Genomic DNA, 17,455 nt, shown 5'->3' on the forward strand with positions numbered 1-17,455 from the left:
GCGATTGGAGCGGGAGGAAACATCATGGCTGTGCGGATGCAGAGCGGCAAATTTACGATCGATGGGCAAGACGTTTTTCTTTACGGCGGGGAATGCCATTACTTCCGGGTTCCGAAGCAAGAGTGGAAAGACCGGCTCGATAAATTGAAGGCGGCGGGCTGCAACCTCGTCAGCACCTACGTTCCATGGGTCTGGCACGAAATTTCGGAAGGCAGCTACGACCTGACCGGCACGACGCGGGGAGAGCGGGATCTGAAATCGTTCCTCGAACTGGTGGCGGAATCCGGCTTATACTGCATCGTCCGCCCGGGTCCGTACGTTATGGCCGAGGTGCGTTATGAAGGCGTGCCGACCTGGGTGCACGAGCAGTATCCCGAAGTCGTGGCGAAGCAGCGCGGCGGGGAGAATCATCCGGCCCGCATCGTGTCTTATCGCCATCCGACTTTCCTTGCGAAGGTGCGCAATTGGTACGAGGTGGTAAACGAGGTTCTCGCGCCCATGCAAATCACGCGCGGCGGTCCGGTCATCATGTACCAGCTGTGCAACGAGATCGGCATGCTGCATTGGGTGACGAACACGTCCGATTTCAATCCGGACACGCTGAAGAGGTTCGGCGAATATCTATCCGGGCGTTTCGAATCCGTTGCGTCGTTCAACGAAGCTTACGGCGTGGAGGAAGCGTCTTTCGGCGCGTTCGCAGAGCGGTTCGGCCGCGGGTTAAGCGAGAACGATCCTTCGTTCCATACGCTGTGGGGCGAGTTCTGGCGGACGTATATCCGCGATTACGTGGGAGACTTGCGCGGTTTCGCGCGCTGGACGGGCATCGACGTTCCGTTCATCATCAACGTGCACGGCTTCAAGGACTACTCGATCTACAGCCGGGGCACCGATTATCCGGTCGGGCTGTCCCAGCTGTATGAGACGGTGCAATTCGACGACGTCGTGCTGGCGGGGGACTTCTACCCCGGTCACATCGGCTACGACAGCTATCACGACCTGGTGCTGGCGTCCGCCTACACGAAGGCGGTATCACATCCGGAACAGCCGCTGTTCTCGGCGGAATTCCAATCCGGACGCCTGGTCGACCGGCCGCGCCTATACCCCCAGGACCTCGACCTCAACACGCGTACTTGCGTCGCGCATGGCATGAACGCGCTCAACTATTACATGTTCGCGGCCGGTGAGAATTACGAGCATATCGGGCTGTTCGGCCGCCGCCACGAATGGCAGGCGCCGCTTGATTCCGCCGGCAATCCGGGCGCGAATTATTGGAAAGCCCAGCATCTGGGCCGCATGTTCCAGGCGATCGGAACCCGGCTGCTGAATGCGCCCAAGCGCATTCACACGCATATCGGTTTCCACCCGAACGACTATATGACGGAGGTCGTGGAGGAGCGCGAGCAAGGGATGATCCGCGAAATCGTGGCGAAGCGGGAACAAGCGGCATTCGACGGCATCGTCCGGCTTCTCGTGGCGGCGAACCTGCAGTTCGAAGCGGTGGATTTGCTGCGGCCGATCCGCGTGCAGGACGTGCCTACGCTATGGGTATTCTCGACCGCGTACATGGAGGCGGAGCTTCAGAGCCGGCTGGCGGAGTACGTACTGCAGGGCGGCAAACTCGTGCTGTACCCGGAAATTCCGACGAAGGACCGGATGGGCAAGCCCTGCACGGTGCTTAAAGACGCGCTCGACCTCGGCGATTTCGAGATCGTGTCCGCCTACGCGGATTACGTCGACGTGCTGGACGTCGATTCGGTGCTGGTGCGCCAGCGCCTTCGGTTTTCCCGTTACGAGGGCCGGAAAGTCGCCTCCTTCACCCGCGAGGGCGGAGATGAGGTTGCCGCTTACCTGAAGCCGGCCGGCCGGGGCGAGATTCTCGTGTTCGGCGTGTCGATGGGACAGGACTATGCGTATCAATTGGAGGTCATCCGAAAAGTCGCCGCGCTGGTCGGCATCGAAGGCCATCTGTCGGCAAGCAACGATAACCTGTCGCTCGTCGAAAGAACGGACGGAGAACGTTCCTTTCTGTTCGTCCACAATTACGACGAGGTGGCGCAAAGCGCGGTGTTGAGCCGTGACGGACAAACGCTGTTCGGCGGCTCGGAAGTGGCGCTGGAGCCTCGCGGCGGCGCGATTTTCCTGCTTCAAGACCGGGTAGCGCCGGGTCTCGTCGTCGAGGAAGCGACGGCGGAGATGACCGGACTTGAGGCGGGCGGAAACGATGTGAAGATGACTTTCAAGCCGCATGGCGGATCGGGCCGGGTGAAGCTTCGGTTCGAAGGACGCTGGACGGACCGTGGCGGCAAAGAATACCGAGATGAATCGTTCTTGTACGAAGTGAAGGAAGATGATGAGGGGCAATTTCATTTCAGCAGGCAAGCATAGACGGGGAAGGAGATACGCAGCATGAACGACACACGATTCCCGGAAGGCTTTGTCTGGGGAACGGCGACATCCGCCTATCAAATCGAAGGCGCGGCGAACGAAGGCGGCAAGGGAGAATCGATCTGGGACCGCTTCTGCCATACGCCGGGCAAGATCGCCGGCGGGGACACGGGAGATACGGCTTGCGACCACTACCATCGATATAAGGAGGACATCGCGCTTCTGGCGGAGCTCGGGATCCCGAACTACCGGTTCTCGATCGCATGGCCGCGTATTTTTCCGGAGAAAGGCAAAGTGAATCCGGAGGGCATCCGGTTTTACCATGGCTTGCTGGACGAGCTTCAGAAATACGGCATCGAGCCGATGGCTACGATTTTCCACTGGGACCTGCCCCAATGGATACAGGACGAAGGCGGCTGGGCCAGCCGGGACATTGTGCCCCATTTTCTCGCGTATGCCGAGCTCCTGTTCCGGGAGTACGGCGGCCGCGTGAACAAGTGGAACACGATCAACGAGCCTTGGGTCGTCTCGATGCTCGGCCACGGCACCGGCGTTAACGCGCCGGGCCATACCGACTGGTACGAGGCGCTGGCCGTCGCCCATCATGTGCTGCTCTGTCACGGGCTGACCGTCCGGAAGTACAAAGCAATGGGCTTTACGGGAGAAATCGGCATCGTGCTGAATTTCACCCCGACGTATCCGGCGACCGAATCCGCGGAGGACAAGGCGGCTGCCGCCCGTTACGACGGCTATTTCAACACCTGGTTTTTGGGACCGGTTTTCAAGGCTGCTTATCCCGCGGATATGGCGGCTTGGTATGCGGCCAAGCTGGGCCCCCTGCGGTTCATCCAAGACGGGGATCTGGAAATCATGAATACGCCGGGCGACTTTCTCGCGTTCAACTACTACACGCGCGACGTCGTTAAAGCCGGCAGCGGATTTCCGCTGCTGGACGTCGATTTCGCGGCAACGGACGCCGACAAGACGGACATGGGCTGGGACATCCATCCGGAATCGCTGTACCGCCTGCTGACCCGTTTGAAGGAAGAGTACACGCAGCTGCCGATCTACATTACGGAGAACGGCGCCGCTTACGATCTCCCGGTAGTCGGAGGAGAGATCCGGGACGACAACCGCATTGCGTACATTCACGACCATCTGGAAGCCTGCCTCCGGTTTATCCGCGAGGGTGGAAACCTGCAAGGATATTACGTGTGGTCGTTCCTCGACAATTTTGAATGGGCGCTCGGTTACCAGAAGCGGTTCGGCATCGTGCACGTCGATTACGAGACGCTGACTCGCACCCCCAAACGAAGCGCGAAATGGTATTCGGACGTCATTCGGCGCAACGGCTTGCCGGAGCGGGTATAGTCCGACGGAAATCTAAGACGTGACAACCCTTCTCTGAAAGACTATGATAGTCATTAAAAAAATTTTCAGAGGAGTCGAACAACATGAAACTGCAACAAAGAGCCGTTATCGTCACGGGTGCGGGATCCGGAATCGGGCGGGCGATTTGCCTGGAGATGGCGAAGGAAGGCGCGCGGGTCGTTGTCGCGGACATCCAGCAGGCCGGCTGCGACGAAACCGTCCGCCTCGTACGGGAAGCGGGCGGGGAAGCGATCGCCGTGCGGGTCGACGTCACGGAAGCGACGCAGATCGAGGCGATGGTGGATGCGGCGATTCAAGCCTACGGACGAATCGACGTCGTATGCAATAATGCCGGCATCGGAGGAGCCGCGCTGCCGGCGCTGGAAGCGTCCGAGGACATGTGGGACCGCGTCATGAACGTCAACGTGAAGAGCATGTTCATGGTCTGTCGGCGCGTCATTCCGCATATGCTGCGCAACGGCGGAGGCACTATTATCAACACCTCTTCCGCCTCCGGATTCATCGCCAGCCCCGCCGGCTGCGACTACACGGCGTCCAAACACGCCATCCTCGGACTCACGAAACAACTGGCTTACGAGTACGGGCAGAAGGGAATCCGCGTCAACGCGATTTGCCCGGGCGTCATCGAGACAGCGCTGACCAAGGACGTCGCGGTCGACGGAGGACCGTTCGAGCAGTTGACGATGAACGCGCCGGCCGGCCGTTACGGACAGCCGGAGGAAGTGGCGAAAGCCGCCGTGTTCCTGGCTTCCGACGACGCGAGTTTCATGCACGGCGCGGCCGTTCGCGTCGACGGAGGTTCCACCGTTTATTAAGCGGTTATCGGGTTTCCACGAATAGAAAGCCCCCGACGGGTTGGATCGTCGGGGGCTTTCGGCGTTTGTTCCTGTATGAAATTACCACGCGATTATTTTCCGCCAAACTTATTGACACTTACCATGTAAGCGTTTATTATTCTACAAACTTGCAAAGAAATTAACGCCGTTGCAAATAGCGCAACGCACGCGGCGCTTGAGAAGGGAGAGGTCGATGAACACGGTAGACCGGGCCTTGCGGCTCATCGAACTGATCGTGCACAAGCCCATGATGGTCGGCGAGATCGCCGAAGCGTTGGACGTTCACAAGAGCAGCGCGTCCAGGCTCGTCCAAACGCTCGAAGCCCATAAGCTGCTGAAGAACCAGAACGGATTCATCTCGCCGGGATACGGGATTCTGCAATGGGCGTACAAGATTCAGGAAAGCATCGATTTACGGGATATTGCTAGGCCTTATATTCAGAATATTGCGAAAATAACAAAAGGTACCATTCACTTGGCCGTTCTGGATGAACACGAAGTGGTCTATATTGACAAGATCGACAGCATCTATCCGGTGCGGATGTATAGCAGCATCGGCAAACGCAGCCCGGTCTACTGCACGGGCGTCGGCAAGGCGATTCTTGCCTACCTGCCGGACAAGCAGGTTCGCGAGGTGTTGGAGAAGCTCGAGTACAAGCGATTCACCAAGCGGACCATTACGTCGGATGAAGAGCTGCTTAAGGAACTGGAGAAGATCCGGCAGCAGAACTTGTCGATCGACAACGCCGAACATGAAGACGAGGTCCGCTGCATCGCCGCTCCGATCTTCAACTTCGAGCGCAAGGTCGTCGCCGGCATGAGCGTCTCCATCACTTCTTCGAGAAGCTCGCTGTCCGAGCTGCTGTCCCACAAGTCGCTGCTTCTGGAATCGGCGCAGGCGATCTCGACCGAGTTGGGTTACACCTGACGGAGGACTCCGGACGCAGACGAGACATCCAAGACAAGGAGGACTCTAGGTTGACCGACATGGAAACGAGCATGTTCCTGTACCCCTGGGACCTAATCGACGAGGGCATCGGACCCGTGCTGGACCGGATGAAGAAAAGCGGCTTGAACGGGATCACCATCTGCCCCACCTACCATTCCGGCATGTTCCTGATGCCGCACAATCCGAAGCGGAAGTTGGTCTTTCCCGAACCGGGCGCCCTGTACTTCGAGCCCAATCGCGCTTGGCACGGCAACATCCGGATCGAGCCGCCCATCTCCGGGATGGCGGACAACGGTTTTTGGAACCGCCTTCGCAAGGAAGCGGACTCGCGGGGCATGAGCATCACCGCCTGGACCATCGCGCTGCACGGAACGGGAATCGGTACCCGTTACCCGGATACCAACGTCGTTAACGCCTTCGGCGACGCCAATCCCGCGATTCCGTGCGCGGCGAACGACGACGTCCGTACCTACATGGTGGCGCTGGCCGGCGACCTGGCGTCGAGAGGCTGGTTCGATACCCTGCTGTTCGAATCCCTGGAATGCATGCCTCTCCGGCACGGTTATCACCATGAAGTGATCGGCATTCCGCTGACGCCTTCGACGGAATTCCTGCTGAGCCTGTCCTTCAGCGAATCCATGGTGAAGAAAGCATCCGCCGCAGGGATCGACGTGGAGAAGGTTCGGGATTTCGTCCGCGCGGCCTGCCAAGCGGAATTCGACCGGCCCCATGGGGCCAAATCGCTTACATGGCAGGAGCTGAGGGAGGCGGCCGACGGGGAGATGGGCAAATTCCTCGACTTCCGCAAGCGGCTGCTTACCTCGCTGCTGGCGGAGATCCATAGGGAAACGAAAGGCAAGACGAAGCTGTCCGTCATCGACTTCGGCCCGGTCTGGTATCCGATGGGAAGCGACGGGACGGGGTGGGAGAGCGGGCTCGACCTGATGAACTATGCCCCCTTCTTGGATCAGGTCAACCCGACCTTCTACTTCAAGGATCTCGGGCAGCTGCGGGCCAAGACCGCGGAATATGTCCGGATGCTCGCCGACGCGGGCGCCGACTTGCCCCTGAAGCCGATCCTGCGGCCGATCCTCCCGCAGACGGAATCGAGAGCCCAGTTGGTCGCGCAAATCCGGGAATTGCGGAAAAGCGTGCAAGGCTTATCGTTCTACAACTACAGCTTTCTCTCCCTCGAGACGCTGGAATGGATCGAGGAGGGGCTTCGGACCTGACCGGTCCGCGTCCGACGAACGAAGTAATCCGGGCCACCCGTGCACGATAGATTACGACCATCACACTAACCCCAACGAGGTGCAGCAATGAGAAAAACGCTAGGTATTCTGCTTGCCGTCATGCTGATGGTATCCTTGGCCGCCTGCGGAGGCTCCAAAAGCGGAACGGCCTCCGAATCGGCCAGCCCGAGCGGATCGGCACCGGCATCGCCCGCTTCTTCCAATTCCGGAGAAGCGAATCTGAAGCAATTCGAAGGCACGACCCTCAACGTCCTCATGAAGACCGGTTATACCGCCCAAGCCATCACGGACTACCAATCCGAGTTCGAAGCGGCGACGGGCATCAAGCTGAACGTCGAAGTGGTGGACGAGCCGACGACCCGCAAGAAGTTCATCCTCGACAGCACGACCAAGCAAGGCGCGTACGACGTCATCGCGACCGAGTTCTGGTACATGCCGGAATTCCTCAAGCTGCAAAGCTTGGAGCCGCTGGACGACTACATCGCGAACAAGAAATCCCCGTGGCTGTCGGTCGACGACATGCCGCAAGGACTGAAAGATACGTACAAAGGCACCGACGGCAAACTGTACTCCTTGCCGGTTACCGCGTCCGGCGGCGTGCTGATGTACCGCAAAGACCTGTTTGACCAGTACGGCATCGCGAAGCCGGCGACCACGGCCGACGTCCTCGCCGCCGCCAAGACCCTGAAGGAGAAGCTTCCGGCCGACGTCGTGCCGTTCATCGGCCGCGGCGAATCCTCCTCCGCTTCCTTCGGCAGCACGGCGGGCTGGGCATGGGCTTACGGCGCTTCCGTCCTGGATGCCGGCGGCAACGTGACGGTGAACTCCGACGCCATGAAGCAAGCGGTCGGCGACTGGGTCACCCTCATGAAAGACTACGGCCCCAAAGACGCGGCCGCCATGGGCTGGGATACGATGTCCGAGGTGTTCCGCCAAGGCAAGGCGGCCATGAACTTCGACATGAGCGGCTTCCCGAGTGTGTACGACAACCCGCAGAACTCCCAAGTCGCCGGCAAGGTGGACACCGCGATCATCACCGGACCGGCCAACCATGCCGCGCAATGGATGTTCGGCGAAGGGCTCGCCATCAGCGCCAACTCCAAGAACAAAGACGCCGCGTGGCTGTTCCTGCAATGGAGGACGAGCCTTGAGGTGGCGGAGAAGGAAGCGGCGGACAAGATCCGCGTCGACTTTCCGCTCGACTCGGTCTACGACTCCGCGAAGTATCAGGAAGCGACGAAGGACCAGCCGTTCGCTAAGCAAATCCAAGACGTCATGAAATCGATCGACACGACGTATTGGCCGAACGTGGCGGAATTCGACCAGCTCGGACAAGCGCTCCAGCAGGAAATCGCGCTCGCGATCGCCGGCAAGCAAGACGTGTCCGCGGCGCTGGATAAGGCGCAGGCTTCCATCCAGAAAATCCTGAAAAAATAACCGCTTGAATCCGGATGGAATCGGGAATGGGCAACCGTTCCCGGTTTCCGCGTCCGGGAAAGGAGGAAACGTAAATTGAACCGCCTGCTGCGTAACCCTGCCCTGTGGTTCCTGCTTCCCGCCCTGATCATCTTCGCGCTGCTCGGCATCTACCCTACCCTGCAGGCGTTGTGGACGAGTTTCTTCAATTACACGCTCACGGATCCTACGTCCCGGGAGTTCATCGGCCTACGGAATTACGGCACCGTCCTTACGGACGTCCGCTTCTGGGAAGCGCTCGGCCGTTCTGTCCTGTTTGTGTCGGTCAGCGTGAGTGTCTCCTTCGTCGTCGGCCTCCTGGTCTCCCTGATGCTGTCCAAGATCCGGCACCTGCAGACGTTCTACCAAGTGGCATTCCTGATCCCGATGGTCATCTCGCCGACGGTCGCCGCCTATAACTTCAAGTTCATGTACAACTACAATTTCGGCATTTTCAACCGGATGCTCTCAGCGGTCGGCTTGCCCAAAATCGATTTTCTCAGCAATACGGCCTATGCGCTCTGGTCCACCGTCCTGATCGACATCTGGCAATGGACGCCGCTCGTCATCCTGATCCTGCTGGCCGGCATCGAGACGCTGTCGCGCGAACCTTACGAGGCGGCGGCCATCGACGGCGCAAGGCCGCTGCGCGTTTTCTGCAGCGTGACCTTGCCGATGCTCAAGCCGTTCATCGTGATCGCGCTGCTGCTCCGCCTCATGGATTCCCTGAAGGTATACGAATCCATCCAGCTCGTCACCGCGGGCGGCCCGGGGACCTCCTCGGAGACGCTCAACACGTATCTCGCCACGGTCGGCTTCAGCTGGTTCGACATGGGCCATGGTTCGGCGCTCGGCTTCATCGCCATGAATATCACATCCATGCTTTGCTTCATTCTCGTCAAGTACACCAACACGTTCAACGGAGGAGACCGCCGATGAAAGCGAAAGCCAAACAGCCGCTCCTTCACGCCGGTCTGTGGATCTACCTGGTCGTGACGCTGTTCCCGTTCCTCTGGCTCGTCACCACGTCGTTAAAACCTGCCAAATCCGTCAACTCCGCCGACTTCCTGGGCTTCTTCTCGCCCGTGCTCGACAATTACCGGGCCATCTTCACGGAAGGGCAGTTCACGGACCGGCTGTGGAACAGCATCGTCATCAGCTTCGCTACCGTGCTCATCACCGTCGCGGTCGGCAGCCTCGCGGGTTATGCGATCGCGCGCATGAACATCCGGAAGAAGGAGAACCTGTTCTTCTTCATTCTCACGACCCGCATGGCGCCGCCCGTCGCGTTCGGCGTTCCCTTCTTCCTGCTCATGACGAAAGTCCACCTGCTGGATTCCCGGCTCGGGATGATCGGCGTTTACGTGTTCATGAACCTGGCGCTCTGCGTCTGGCTCACCCGCGGATTTTTCGACGAAATCCCGAAGGAGATCGAGGAAGCCGCCTACGTGGACGGCTGCACGACGCTCACTTCCTTCTTCCGCATCACGCTGCCCTTGTCGATAGGGGGACTCATCACGACGGCCGTCCTGGTCTTCATCATGACATGGAACGAATTCTTCTTCGCGTCGATCCTGACGCGCAACGTGGCGGCGACCTATCCGGTCCATCTGACGACGTACTTCGGGTCCCGCGAGATCGAATGGGGCAAGCTGGCGGCGGCATCGACCGTCGTAAGCGCCATCCCGATCGTATTCGCCATCCTGACGAGGAAATACATGGTCCGGGGCTTCTCGCTGGGAGCCGTCCGGAATTCGAAATAAGCAACCTTCGGGTCGGAAGATTCGGTAAGGAGGGAACCCTCAAGTGGATCAAGACAAGGTACTGGAGAAATTGGAATCGCTCGGCTTGAAGCTGCCCCGGGTAGCTCCTGCCGTCGCGACATACGTGCCGGCCGTGCGGACGGGCAGCCTGCTGTTCATTTCGGGCCAAGGTCCCATCGAGGACGGAAAATACAAATACGTCGGCAAAGTCGGCGGCGAGCTGACGCTCGAGCAGGGATATGACGCGGCCAAACACGTGATGCTCAACTGCCTGGCCGTAATCAAGAACGAGCTCGGCAGCCTGGATAAAGTGAAGCGGATCGTGAAACTGCTGGCTTGGGTGAACAGCGCGCCAGGCTTCAACCGGCAGCCCATGGTCATCAACGGCGGTTCGGATCTGCTCGTCGAGTTGTTCGGCGAACGCGGCAGACACGCTCGTTCGGCCGTCGCGGCCAACGAGCTGCCTTTTGACATTCCGGTGGAAATCGAAATGATCGTCGAATGCGAATAAGGTAGGTGCACCATGAACGACATCGTTACGCTCGGGGAGAGCATGGTCGTATTCGATCCTTCCTCAACGGGTCCGCTTCGGCATGTGAGCGAATTCAAGAAACACATGGCGGGGGCGGAGAGCAACGTCGCGATCGGCCTCGCCAGGCTAGGACACCGCGCGGGCTGGCTCAGCCGCGTCGGCGACGACGAATTCGGGCGATACATTACCGGGACGTTGAAATCGGAAGGCATCGACGTGAGCCGGGTCATCGCCGATGCCGGGGCGTCCACCGGCGTCATGTTCAAGGAACGACGGAACAACCGGCTGATGAACGTCTATTACTACCGTTCGAACTCAGCGGCTTCCCGCCTATGTTCGGAAGACGTCGATAAGGAATGGATCCGGGCCTCCCGCATGTTGCACGTCACGGGCATCACGCCGGCCTTGAGCGATTCATGCCACGCGGCCGTCTGCCAAGCGATCCGTTATGCCAGGGAGGCTGGCGTACCGGTCTCCTTCGACCTGAATCTCCGGTTGAAGCTGTGGGACGCGGATAAAGCTTGTGAAACGCTGCTGGCCCTGATTCCCGAATGCACGTACTTCCTGCCCGGCTATTCGGAAGGACGCCTGTTGACGGGGATTGCCTCCATTGAAGATATGGCTCGCTATTTTCACCGGATGGGGCCTGAGGCGGTCGTCATTAAAGACGGTAAGAAGGGCGCATATCTATACGACCGGGATGGCGGCCGATGGATCGAGGCTTGCCGGGTGGAAGAAGTCGCCGATCCGATCGGGGCGGGCGACGCCTTCGCGGCGGGATTCTTGTCCGGCGTGCTGAAGGGGCAATCCCATGCGGAGGCCGTCATGCTCGGAAACGTGCTCGGTTCTTACGCGGTCACGATCAAGGGCGATTGGGAAGGGCTGCCCGATCTCACGGAGCTGGAATGCCTGTATCCCGTAGAAGACACGGTTCGCTGAAGGAAGACATCAGGAAGGAACGGGTGAGGACATTGAGCAACGTTTTGTGGAGTTCCCATACGACTTACGAATTGAAGCGCATCATCGAAGAAGAGAACCCGATCGTTATCGTTACGGTAGGCGCGACGGAGCAGCACGGCACGCATCTGGCCATCAACACGGATACCGACCTCGGGTTCAGCTTGGCCCAGCGCGTGGCCCAAGCCTCCCCGATTCGAACGCTGGTCCTGCCGCCCGTATGGTCCGGGTTTTCCCCGCACCACATGGATTTCACCGGCACGATTACGCTTCGCCAATCCACGCTGTTCGCCATGGTGAACGACATCATCGAATGCCTCATCCGACATGGCGTGGAACGCGTGCTTCTCTTGAACAGCCATGGGGGGAACATCTCCCTGCTGAAAACGGTCGTTGACGAGATCGGTGTCCAGCATGGCATATCTCCGGTCTACGTGACGTATTGGAATCTGATTTCCGATGTCATCGGGGACATTCGGGAGTCCGAAATGGGCGGGATCAGCCATGCATGCGAGCTGGAGACCTCTCTTAAAATGCTGTTTTCTCCTGAGGACGTCCGGCAAGAGGAAATCCGGGACGTCATGCTGGACAGCACGCCGTATTTCGGCAACGACATGTTCGCGCCTAACAAATACGGCGTTTATAAGCCTTTCAAGGCTTGGACGGAGCTCGGCCAGATCGGCGCTCCATCGCTGGCTTCGAAGGAGAAAGGCGAGCGGATCGCGGACGCGATCATCGCCAAATTCGCGGATCTGATTCAAGTCGTATGGGGAGGAGAGGAAGCCAAATGAAAATCGCGGACATTCAAGCCATTCCCGTCAGCGTCCCATTGTTGAAACCGTTCAAAGCCGCCTACGGCGTCCGGGCGACGGCCGACTTCGTCATCGTAAAGGTGATCACCGAGGATGGCATGACCGGACTCGGCGAAGCGGCCACCATTCCGATTTACGACGAGGGCAGTCAGGCGGGCGTCGTCTTCTCGATCGGCAAGTATTTCAAGCCGCTACTGGTCGGCCAGGACCCGCGCAACATCGGCCTTATTCATGACATCATGAGCCGGACGGTCAAGGGTGAACGCTATGCCAAGAGCGCCATTGACTACGCACTGTACGATCTGACCGCCAAGTCTTACGGAGTGCCGGTCTATCAACTGCTGGGAGGCAACAACCGCCCGGTCCAGGTGACGGCCGTGTTCAGCGCCAGCGATCCGGAACAGCTCGCGGCCGAAGCGTTGAAGAAGAAGCAGGAAGGGTATCGGGTCTTCAAGTTGAAGGTCGGCACGGAGCACGAGGCCGACGTCGCCCGCGTGAAACTGATCCGGGAAACGATCGGCTACGACGTGCAGCTCCGGTTGGACGGCAATGAGGCTTGGACAGGCAAGGAAGCGCTGAAGAAGCTGGCGGATTTCGAACCGTACCGTCCGGCCCACATCGAACAGCCCGTTCCCCATTGGGATTTGGACGGGCTCCGCATGGTCCGCGACCACAGCCCGACTCCCGTCGTCATCGACGAAAGCGTCCTGACGCTGAAGGATGCCTTCCGCGTGTCGGCCTACGTGGGCGGCGACATCCTGAACATCAAGACCGCGAGGTCCGGCGGCTTATTCCCTTCGCTGAAGCTTGCCGCGGTGGCCGAATCCGCCGGAATCAAACCGCTCCTCGGCAGCATGCTGGAGCTGGGCGTCGGAACGGTGGCGAACGGGCACTTCTGCGCGGCGCTCACCGGGTCGGACCTGGCCTCGGAGCTTGTCGGTCCGCAGTTCGTGAAGAAAGACATCCTGAAAGTCGACCTCTCCTACGAAGACGGCTGCCTCGTCCTCCCGGAAGGACCGGGCTGGGGCGTCGAGCTCGACGAAGACGCCGTCCGGGACTTCACCGTCCGATGAACCCGGTTACGGAACAGGTCCTGCGGCAGCGGATCGTCTCCATTCTGCGCAACGTCCCCGACGAGCATCTGGTGAAAGCCGTCGGCGTGCTGGCAGGCAACGGGATCCGGGCCGTGGAAGTGACGCTTAATACGCCGGGAGCGTTGGAGCAGATAGCTCGTCTCCGCAAGGAGTACGGGAATGAAATGCTGATTGGAGCGGGAACCGTGATCACGGGGGAAGACGCGGAGGCGGCCATCCGGGCGGGAGCCGCGTTCCTGATCACGCCGTGCGTGACGGAAGAAGCCGCGACCGTCGCCCGCGAGGCCGGGATTCCGGTGTACATGGGCGCGATGACGCCAAGCGAAATCGTCCGGGCGTCGAGGCTGGGCGCCGACATCGTGAAGGTGTTTCCATGCGGCAGCCTCGGGCCCGGGTACCTCAAGGAAGTGCTCGCTCCCCTGAACGGTACGCCGCTCATGGCCGTCGGCGGCGTGGCGCCCGAGAATGTGGGCGAATACTTGCGCGCGGGGGCCGTCTGCGCGGGCGTCGGCGGGAGCCTGGTGAGCGCGCGCGACTTTACTTTGGACGGATGGGAGTTGCTTCTTGCGGACCGGTCACGGCGTTATGTCGAGGCGATCGCGAAAGTTTTATAATAGAGATAACAGAAAGCCCGAGACCCTTCCCGTATGCGAAGGGATAGATTGTTGACGAAGCACCCACTGAAGTAACTTTTAGTGATCCGACTGAAAGGAATTTTTAAAGAGCAAGCGCTGCCTCTATATCAAAAGAAGATTGCGATTACCCGACTATATTTTGATGAAAATCAAAACTTAGTCGGGTTTTTTACTTTCAATGAACAACATCACTTCCCCGCCCAAATTGCACTACTAGCCATCGATCGACGTTTGAGTACGGCTGATTTCTATATGCGTATAGGATTCAGGCCACCCGTGCATTCCCGATCAATTATTTCAACCATTAACTATGATATTCCAGTTGATCGTATACATTTGATGTTGCAAAATTTTGTTATCCCGACTTACGATATGGCCATGCGTATCATGCTGACCAAAAGAGTAGCCGGGGAGCAATTGGAATTTTCGTTCCAAGCGAGAACAAAATGGTATTCTTTGAGTTTGGAAGTGTAGATGATGCGCGGTGCTGGCTGCCTATTTTTAAAACGGTACCGCAAAAAAACTCGTTGATGATGCCATCGGACGCAAACGATGATCAAAAATAAACAGGAGGTTCGCCATGAGAAACGCCATAACGGCCGCCGGTCTTCGCGATGTGCCGGAGCTGCGCTATTTGAACGCCGACCACAATGTAGCGCGGTATCGAGCGGTCATGAAGTTTTTTTACCTCGAGTATCAGCGGCTTCGCTATTGGATGCGTCCGGAGGAAGTTTACGAAGGAGTATGTGCATGGGGCGTTCTTGAGAATTACACGTTGGAACAATGCATGTCGGATCTGGAGGTTCTGAAGAATTGGCAAAATCTCGCTTCCAGGCACGATGGAGGAAGAGCAGTCACGATCGAGGAGTACATGCGCAAAAAGAGTCTCTATCTGCTGACGCCGTACTCTATCGAGATCGAGAGAATGCTGGAAACGCTGGAGACGATCAAAGGGTATGGCGGTTCGCTCGAGACGACATACCTCGATACGATTGCGGAGTGCTTGCTGGACATTCGAAAGAAAGTCGGGGATTTCCGCGGCGGCGAAGCTCTTGCCTGTTGGGATAAGTTATTTCATGCGTTTAAGCAAATGCATGAGAATGCGGCGGACTTCATCGGTAGCATGAACTCGATCCAGGCGGAGGAAATGATGGCCACGGACGCTTTTCTCTCCATGAAGGATCGCTTGACCGACTATTTGCAGCATTTTGTCCGGGGCTTGCAGCAAAGCGCTTATCAAATAGAAGGGCATCTGCAACTAATTACTCCGGTGATCCGGGATTTCTTTCTGGAACAGGCCGTGGACGACGAAATGGCTAAGCCTCGGCTTGAGGCCGGATCGACGCGGGAAGAACTGCTGGAGCAATGGACACGGGGTTGGATGAACCTACGGCGTTGGTTTCTCGGCGACGATCGGGAAATCAGCGAGCTTCAGCAACTGGAAAGAGCGACGAAGGATACGATCGCGAAGGTGGTGCGAAGCGCGCTGCGCCTTCAGGAACGCAGACGGGTGGGAGTTAGCCGCAGGAAGGACCTGGAGTGGCTTGCGCGGCGGTTCGACCAGTCCGAGTCGTTGGAAGAAGCGCATCGTCTGGCCGCATACGTATTCGGACTGTTTCCCGGCCGACACCTGCAAGGAGAAGATTCGCGCGTGCGTACGACGGACCGTGCGGATGCGTCGATGTGGGAGGAACCGCCTTTCGTGCGCGGCATCCGCTCCCGCAGTTTGAAACGCCTGGGTAAAGGAGAGGCCGAGCCGGTACGTTCGGACGAGGAACGCAAGCGTCAGCATCGCGAAGTCGTCGAGGCGCAGCTGCGGGAAGAGCGCGAGTTGCTGGAACGGTTGGCGAAACGCGGCACGGTGGCATTGGAAGGATTCGGCGTGCTCGCGCCGCGCGACCGGCTGCGGCTGCTTAGTTGGATCGGACGATGCACGGCCAGCCAGAAGCGGTCTTTCGTCACCTCCGACGGTTATCGCATTACCCTCTCGGAAGCGGCAGAAGGCAGACGCGTTACGCTGCGCTGTACGGACGGGGACCTGGAAATGCCTGACTATTCGCTGTCGTTCGGGTATGCGCTGGAGGAAAGGATGGCGAAGGCGAATGGCTAAGGGCGGAGCGCGTTCCTGGGCGATTAGGCGGATGCGGGCGCAGGCCAGGGAGGGTTCGGACGTTTGGACCTCCAGGCGGCGCGAATGCGCGAATGCGCTGCTGAATCGTCCTTGGATCCGCAAGGAAGACGATCCGGAGCTTTTCTATTGGGTGAAGGACCAGTATCGGGAGCTCAGAGACTGGTTCGCCGAGTTTACGGGTTTCATGCTGATTCTGACCCGTACCATGGCCAAGTTGGACAAGGCCCCGCTGCACGCGGAGTCCTGGATGGGCTTCGTTGAATTCCGGGAAACCCGGGACTACGTATTTTTCACTTATGGGCTTTGGTACTTGGAAAACAAGACCGAGCTGGATCAGTTTCTGTTGACCGATATGGCTGAACATATACGCGAGCAAATGGTGGGACAAGGCCTGACCATAGATTGGGGGCACTATCCGCATCGGCTGTCGATGGTCAGGGCGCTCAAAAGGCTTCGGCAGCTTGGAGCGTTGGCGGCTATCGACGGGGAAGAAGGCGACTGGGCAAACAACAAGGAACAGAACGTGCTGTACGAATGCTCTCCGCATTCCCGGTACATCCTGCGGCAATTTCCGGACGAGATGGCCCATTACAAATCGCTTGACGATATGCACGCCCTGGGTGTCTACCCGGAAACGACGGAAGGCGAGCTCAGGCGAAGACGCCATCGCGTTTACCGCAGATTGCTGCTGGAGCCGGTCGTCACGGACAGCGACTGGGATCCGGAAGATTTGAAATACGTGATCAACCAGCGCCGCTCGATCGCCGACCAGCTGCAGCTCATGTTCGGGTGGGAAGTCAGCCGTTACCGCGAGGGGCTGCTTGTCTTCCATCCCGATCCGACGGGTGAAGCCGCTCTCTTTCCGACGGCGTCGGCGATCTCTGATTTGGCTTTGCTTTTTGCCGGAGAGATACGCAGAAGAATCCATCAAGAGCATGCGGTTTGGTATCCGGAACAAGACGGAACGGTCGTCCTTTCCCGAAGCGACGTGGAGACGCTTCTCCTGGTGTTGAGCCAGAAGCATAAGGCCTATTGGAGCAAGGGGCATCTGGACATGACATCCGGAGAACTCGCTCAGGAGTTAATGAATCATCTTACGGAGTGGGGCCTCGGCAAGCCGGTTTCAAGCGACAGGTTCGCGGTAAGTCCCGCCCTGAGCCGCTGGAACGCGGAGTATCGCACGGACGATTTTCAAGATTTCGGTTAGGCACTGAAAACGGGGAGTGGGCAACGTGAGCTTAACGGAGAGGGAACTGGCGGG

16 protein-coding genes are annotated in these 17,455 nt (G+C 58.8%); all 16 read left to right on the forward strand.

What is annotated here, in order from left to right; all coding sequences use genetic code 11:
• Positions 1-24 precede the first annotated feature (24 nt).
• The 16 genes from EAV92_RS21545 (at position 25) to EAV92_RS21625 (ending at position 17,401) form a co-directional block, all read left to right on the forward strand.
• Complete coding sequence (locus tag EAV92_RS21545) at positions 25-2,385, forward strand: beta-galactosidase (RefSeq protein WP_123042988.1); 2,361 nt, start codon at positions 25-27, stop codon at positions 2,383-2,385.
• A 21-nt stretch (positions 2,386-2,406) separates the two neighbouring features.
• Positions 2,407-3,756 (forward strand): GH1 family beta-glucosidase, encoded by a 1,350-nt coding sequence (locus EAV92_RS21550; protein WP_123042989.1) that lies wholly within the window; start codon positions 2,407-2,409, stop codon positions 3,754-3,756.
• An 83-nt stretch (positions 3,757-3,839) separates the two neighbouring features.
• On the forward strand, positions 3,840-4,592 hold the full coding sequence (locus tag EAV92_RS21555; protein WP_123042990.1) for an SDR family NAD(P)-dependent oxidoreductase: 753 nt from the start codon (positions 3,840-3,842) through the stop codon (positions 4,590-4,592).
• Between the two features lie 214 nt (positions 4,593-4,806).
• A complete protein-coding gene (locus tag EAV92_RS21565) occupies positions 4,807-5,541 on the forward strand; it encodes an IclR family transcriptional regulator (protein ID WP_123042991.1) in 735 nt (244 codons plus the stop codon).
• Positions 5,542-5,591: 50 nt separating this feature from the next.
• On the forward strand, positions 5,592-6,794 hold the full coding sequence (locus tag EAV92_RS21570; RefSeq protein WP_123042992.1) for a hypothetical protein: 1,203 nt from the start codon (positions 5,592-5,594) through the stop codon (positions 6,792-6,794).
• 87 nt (positions 6,795-6,881) lie between these two features.
• Entirely contained in the window at positions 6,882-8,252 is a 1,371-nt protein-coding gene (locus EAV92_RS21575; RefSeq protein WP_123042993.1) for an ABC transporter substrate-binding protein, read from the forward strand.
• 75 nt (positions 8,253-8,327) lie between these two features.
• On the forward strand, positions 8,328-9,209 hold the full coding sequence (locus tag EAV92_RS21580; protein ID WP_123042994.1) for a carbohydrate ABC transporter permease: 882 nt from the start codon (positions 8,328-8,330) through the stop codon (positions 9,207-9,209).
• Positions 9,206-10,033 carry a carbohydrate ABC transporter permease gene (locus EAV92_RS21585; protein ID WP_123042995.1) on the forward strand — a complete coding sequence of 276 codons (828 nt, stop codon included), beginning with the start codon at positions 9,206-9,208 and terminating at the stop codon, positions 10,031-10,033. The genes EAV92_RS21580 and EAV92_RS21585 overlap by 4 nt, the downstream gene beginning before the upstream one ends.
• A 43-nt stretch (positions 10,034-10,076) precedes the next feature.
• Positions 10,077-10,544, forward strand: coding sequence for a RidA family protein (locus tag EAV92_RS21590; protein WP_123042996.1), 468 nt, complete (start codon positions 10,077-10,079; stop codon positions 10,542-10,544).
• A gap of 12 nt (positions 10,545-10,556) precedes the next feature.
• Positions 10,557-11,504, forward strand: a complete 948-nt coding sequence (locus EAV92_RS21595; RefSeq protein WP_123042997.1) for a sugar kinase — start codon at positions 10,557-10,559, stop codon at positions 11,502-11,504.
• Between the two features lie 23 nt (positions 11,505-11,527).
• A complete protein-coding gene (locus tag EAV92_RS21600) occupies positions 11,528-12,313 on the forward strand; it encodes a creatininase family protein (RefSeq protein WP_164472881.1) in 786 nt (261 codons plus the stop codon).
• A complete protein-coding gene (locus EAV92_RS21605) occupies positions 12,310-13,407 on the forward strand; it encodes a mandelate racemase/muconate lactonizing enzyme family protein (RefSeq protein WP_164472882.1) in 1,098 nt (365 codons plus the stop codon). Before EAV92_RS21600 ends, EAV92_RS21605 begins: the two co-directional genes overlap by 4 nt.
• The gene (locus EAV92_RS21610; protein ID WP_123042999.1) at positions 13,404-14,042 is read left to right on the forward strand and encodes a bifunctional 4-hydroxy-2-oxoglutarate aldolase/2-dehydro-3-deoxy-phosphogluconate aldolase; all 639 of its coding nucleotides are present in this window, start codon (positions 13,404-13,406) and stop codon (positions 14,040-14,042) included. Before EAV92_RS21605 ends, EAV92_RS21610 begins: the two co-directional genes overlap by 4 nt.
• An 81-nt stretch (positions 14,043-14,123) precedes the next feature.
• Entirely contained in the window at positions 14,124-14,537 is a 414-nt protein-coding gene (locus EAV92_RS21615) for a hypothetical protein (protein ID WP_123043000.1), read from the forward strand.
• 106 nt (positions 14,538-14,643) lie between these two features.
• The gene (locus tag EAV92_RS21620) at positions 14,644-16,173 is read left to right on the forward strand and encodes a TIGR02677 family protein (RefSeq protein WP_123043001.1); all 1,530 of its coding nucleotides are present in this window, start codon (positions 14,644-14,646) and stop codon (positions 16,171-16,173) included.
• Positions 16,166-17,401 (forward strand): TIGR02678 family protein, encoded by a 1,236-nt coding sequence (locus tag EAV92_RS21625; protein WP_123043002.1) that lies wholly within the window; start codon positions 16,166-16,168, stop codon positions 17,399-17,401. Before EAV92_RS21620 ends, EAV92_RS21625 begins: the two co-directional genes overlap by 8 nt.
• Positions 17,402-17,455 lie beyond the last annotated feature (54 nt).

The organism is Cohnella candidum, from assembly GCF_003713065.1.
Classification (GTDB): domain Bacteria; phylum Bacillota; class Bacilli; order Paenibacillales; family Paenibacillaceae; genus Cohnella; species Cohnella candidum.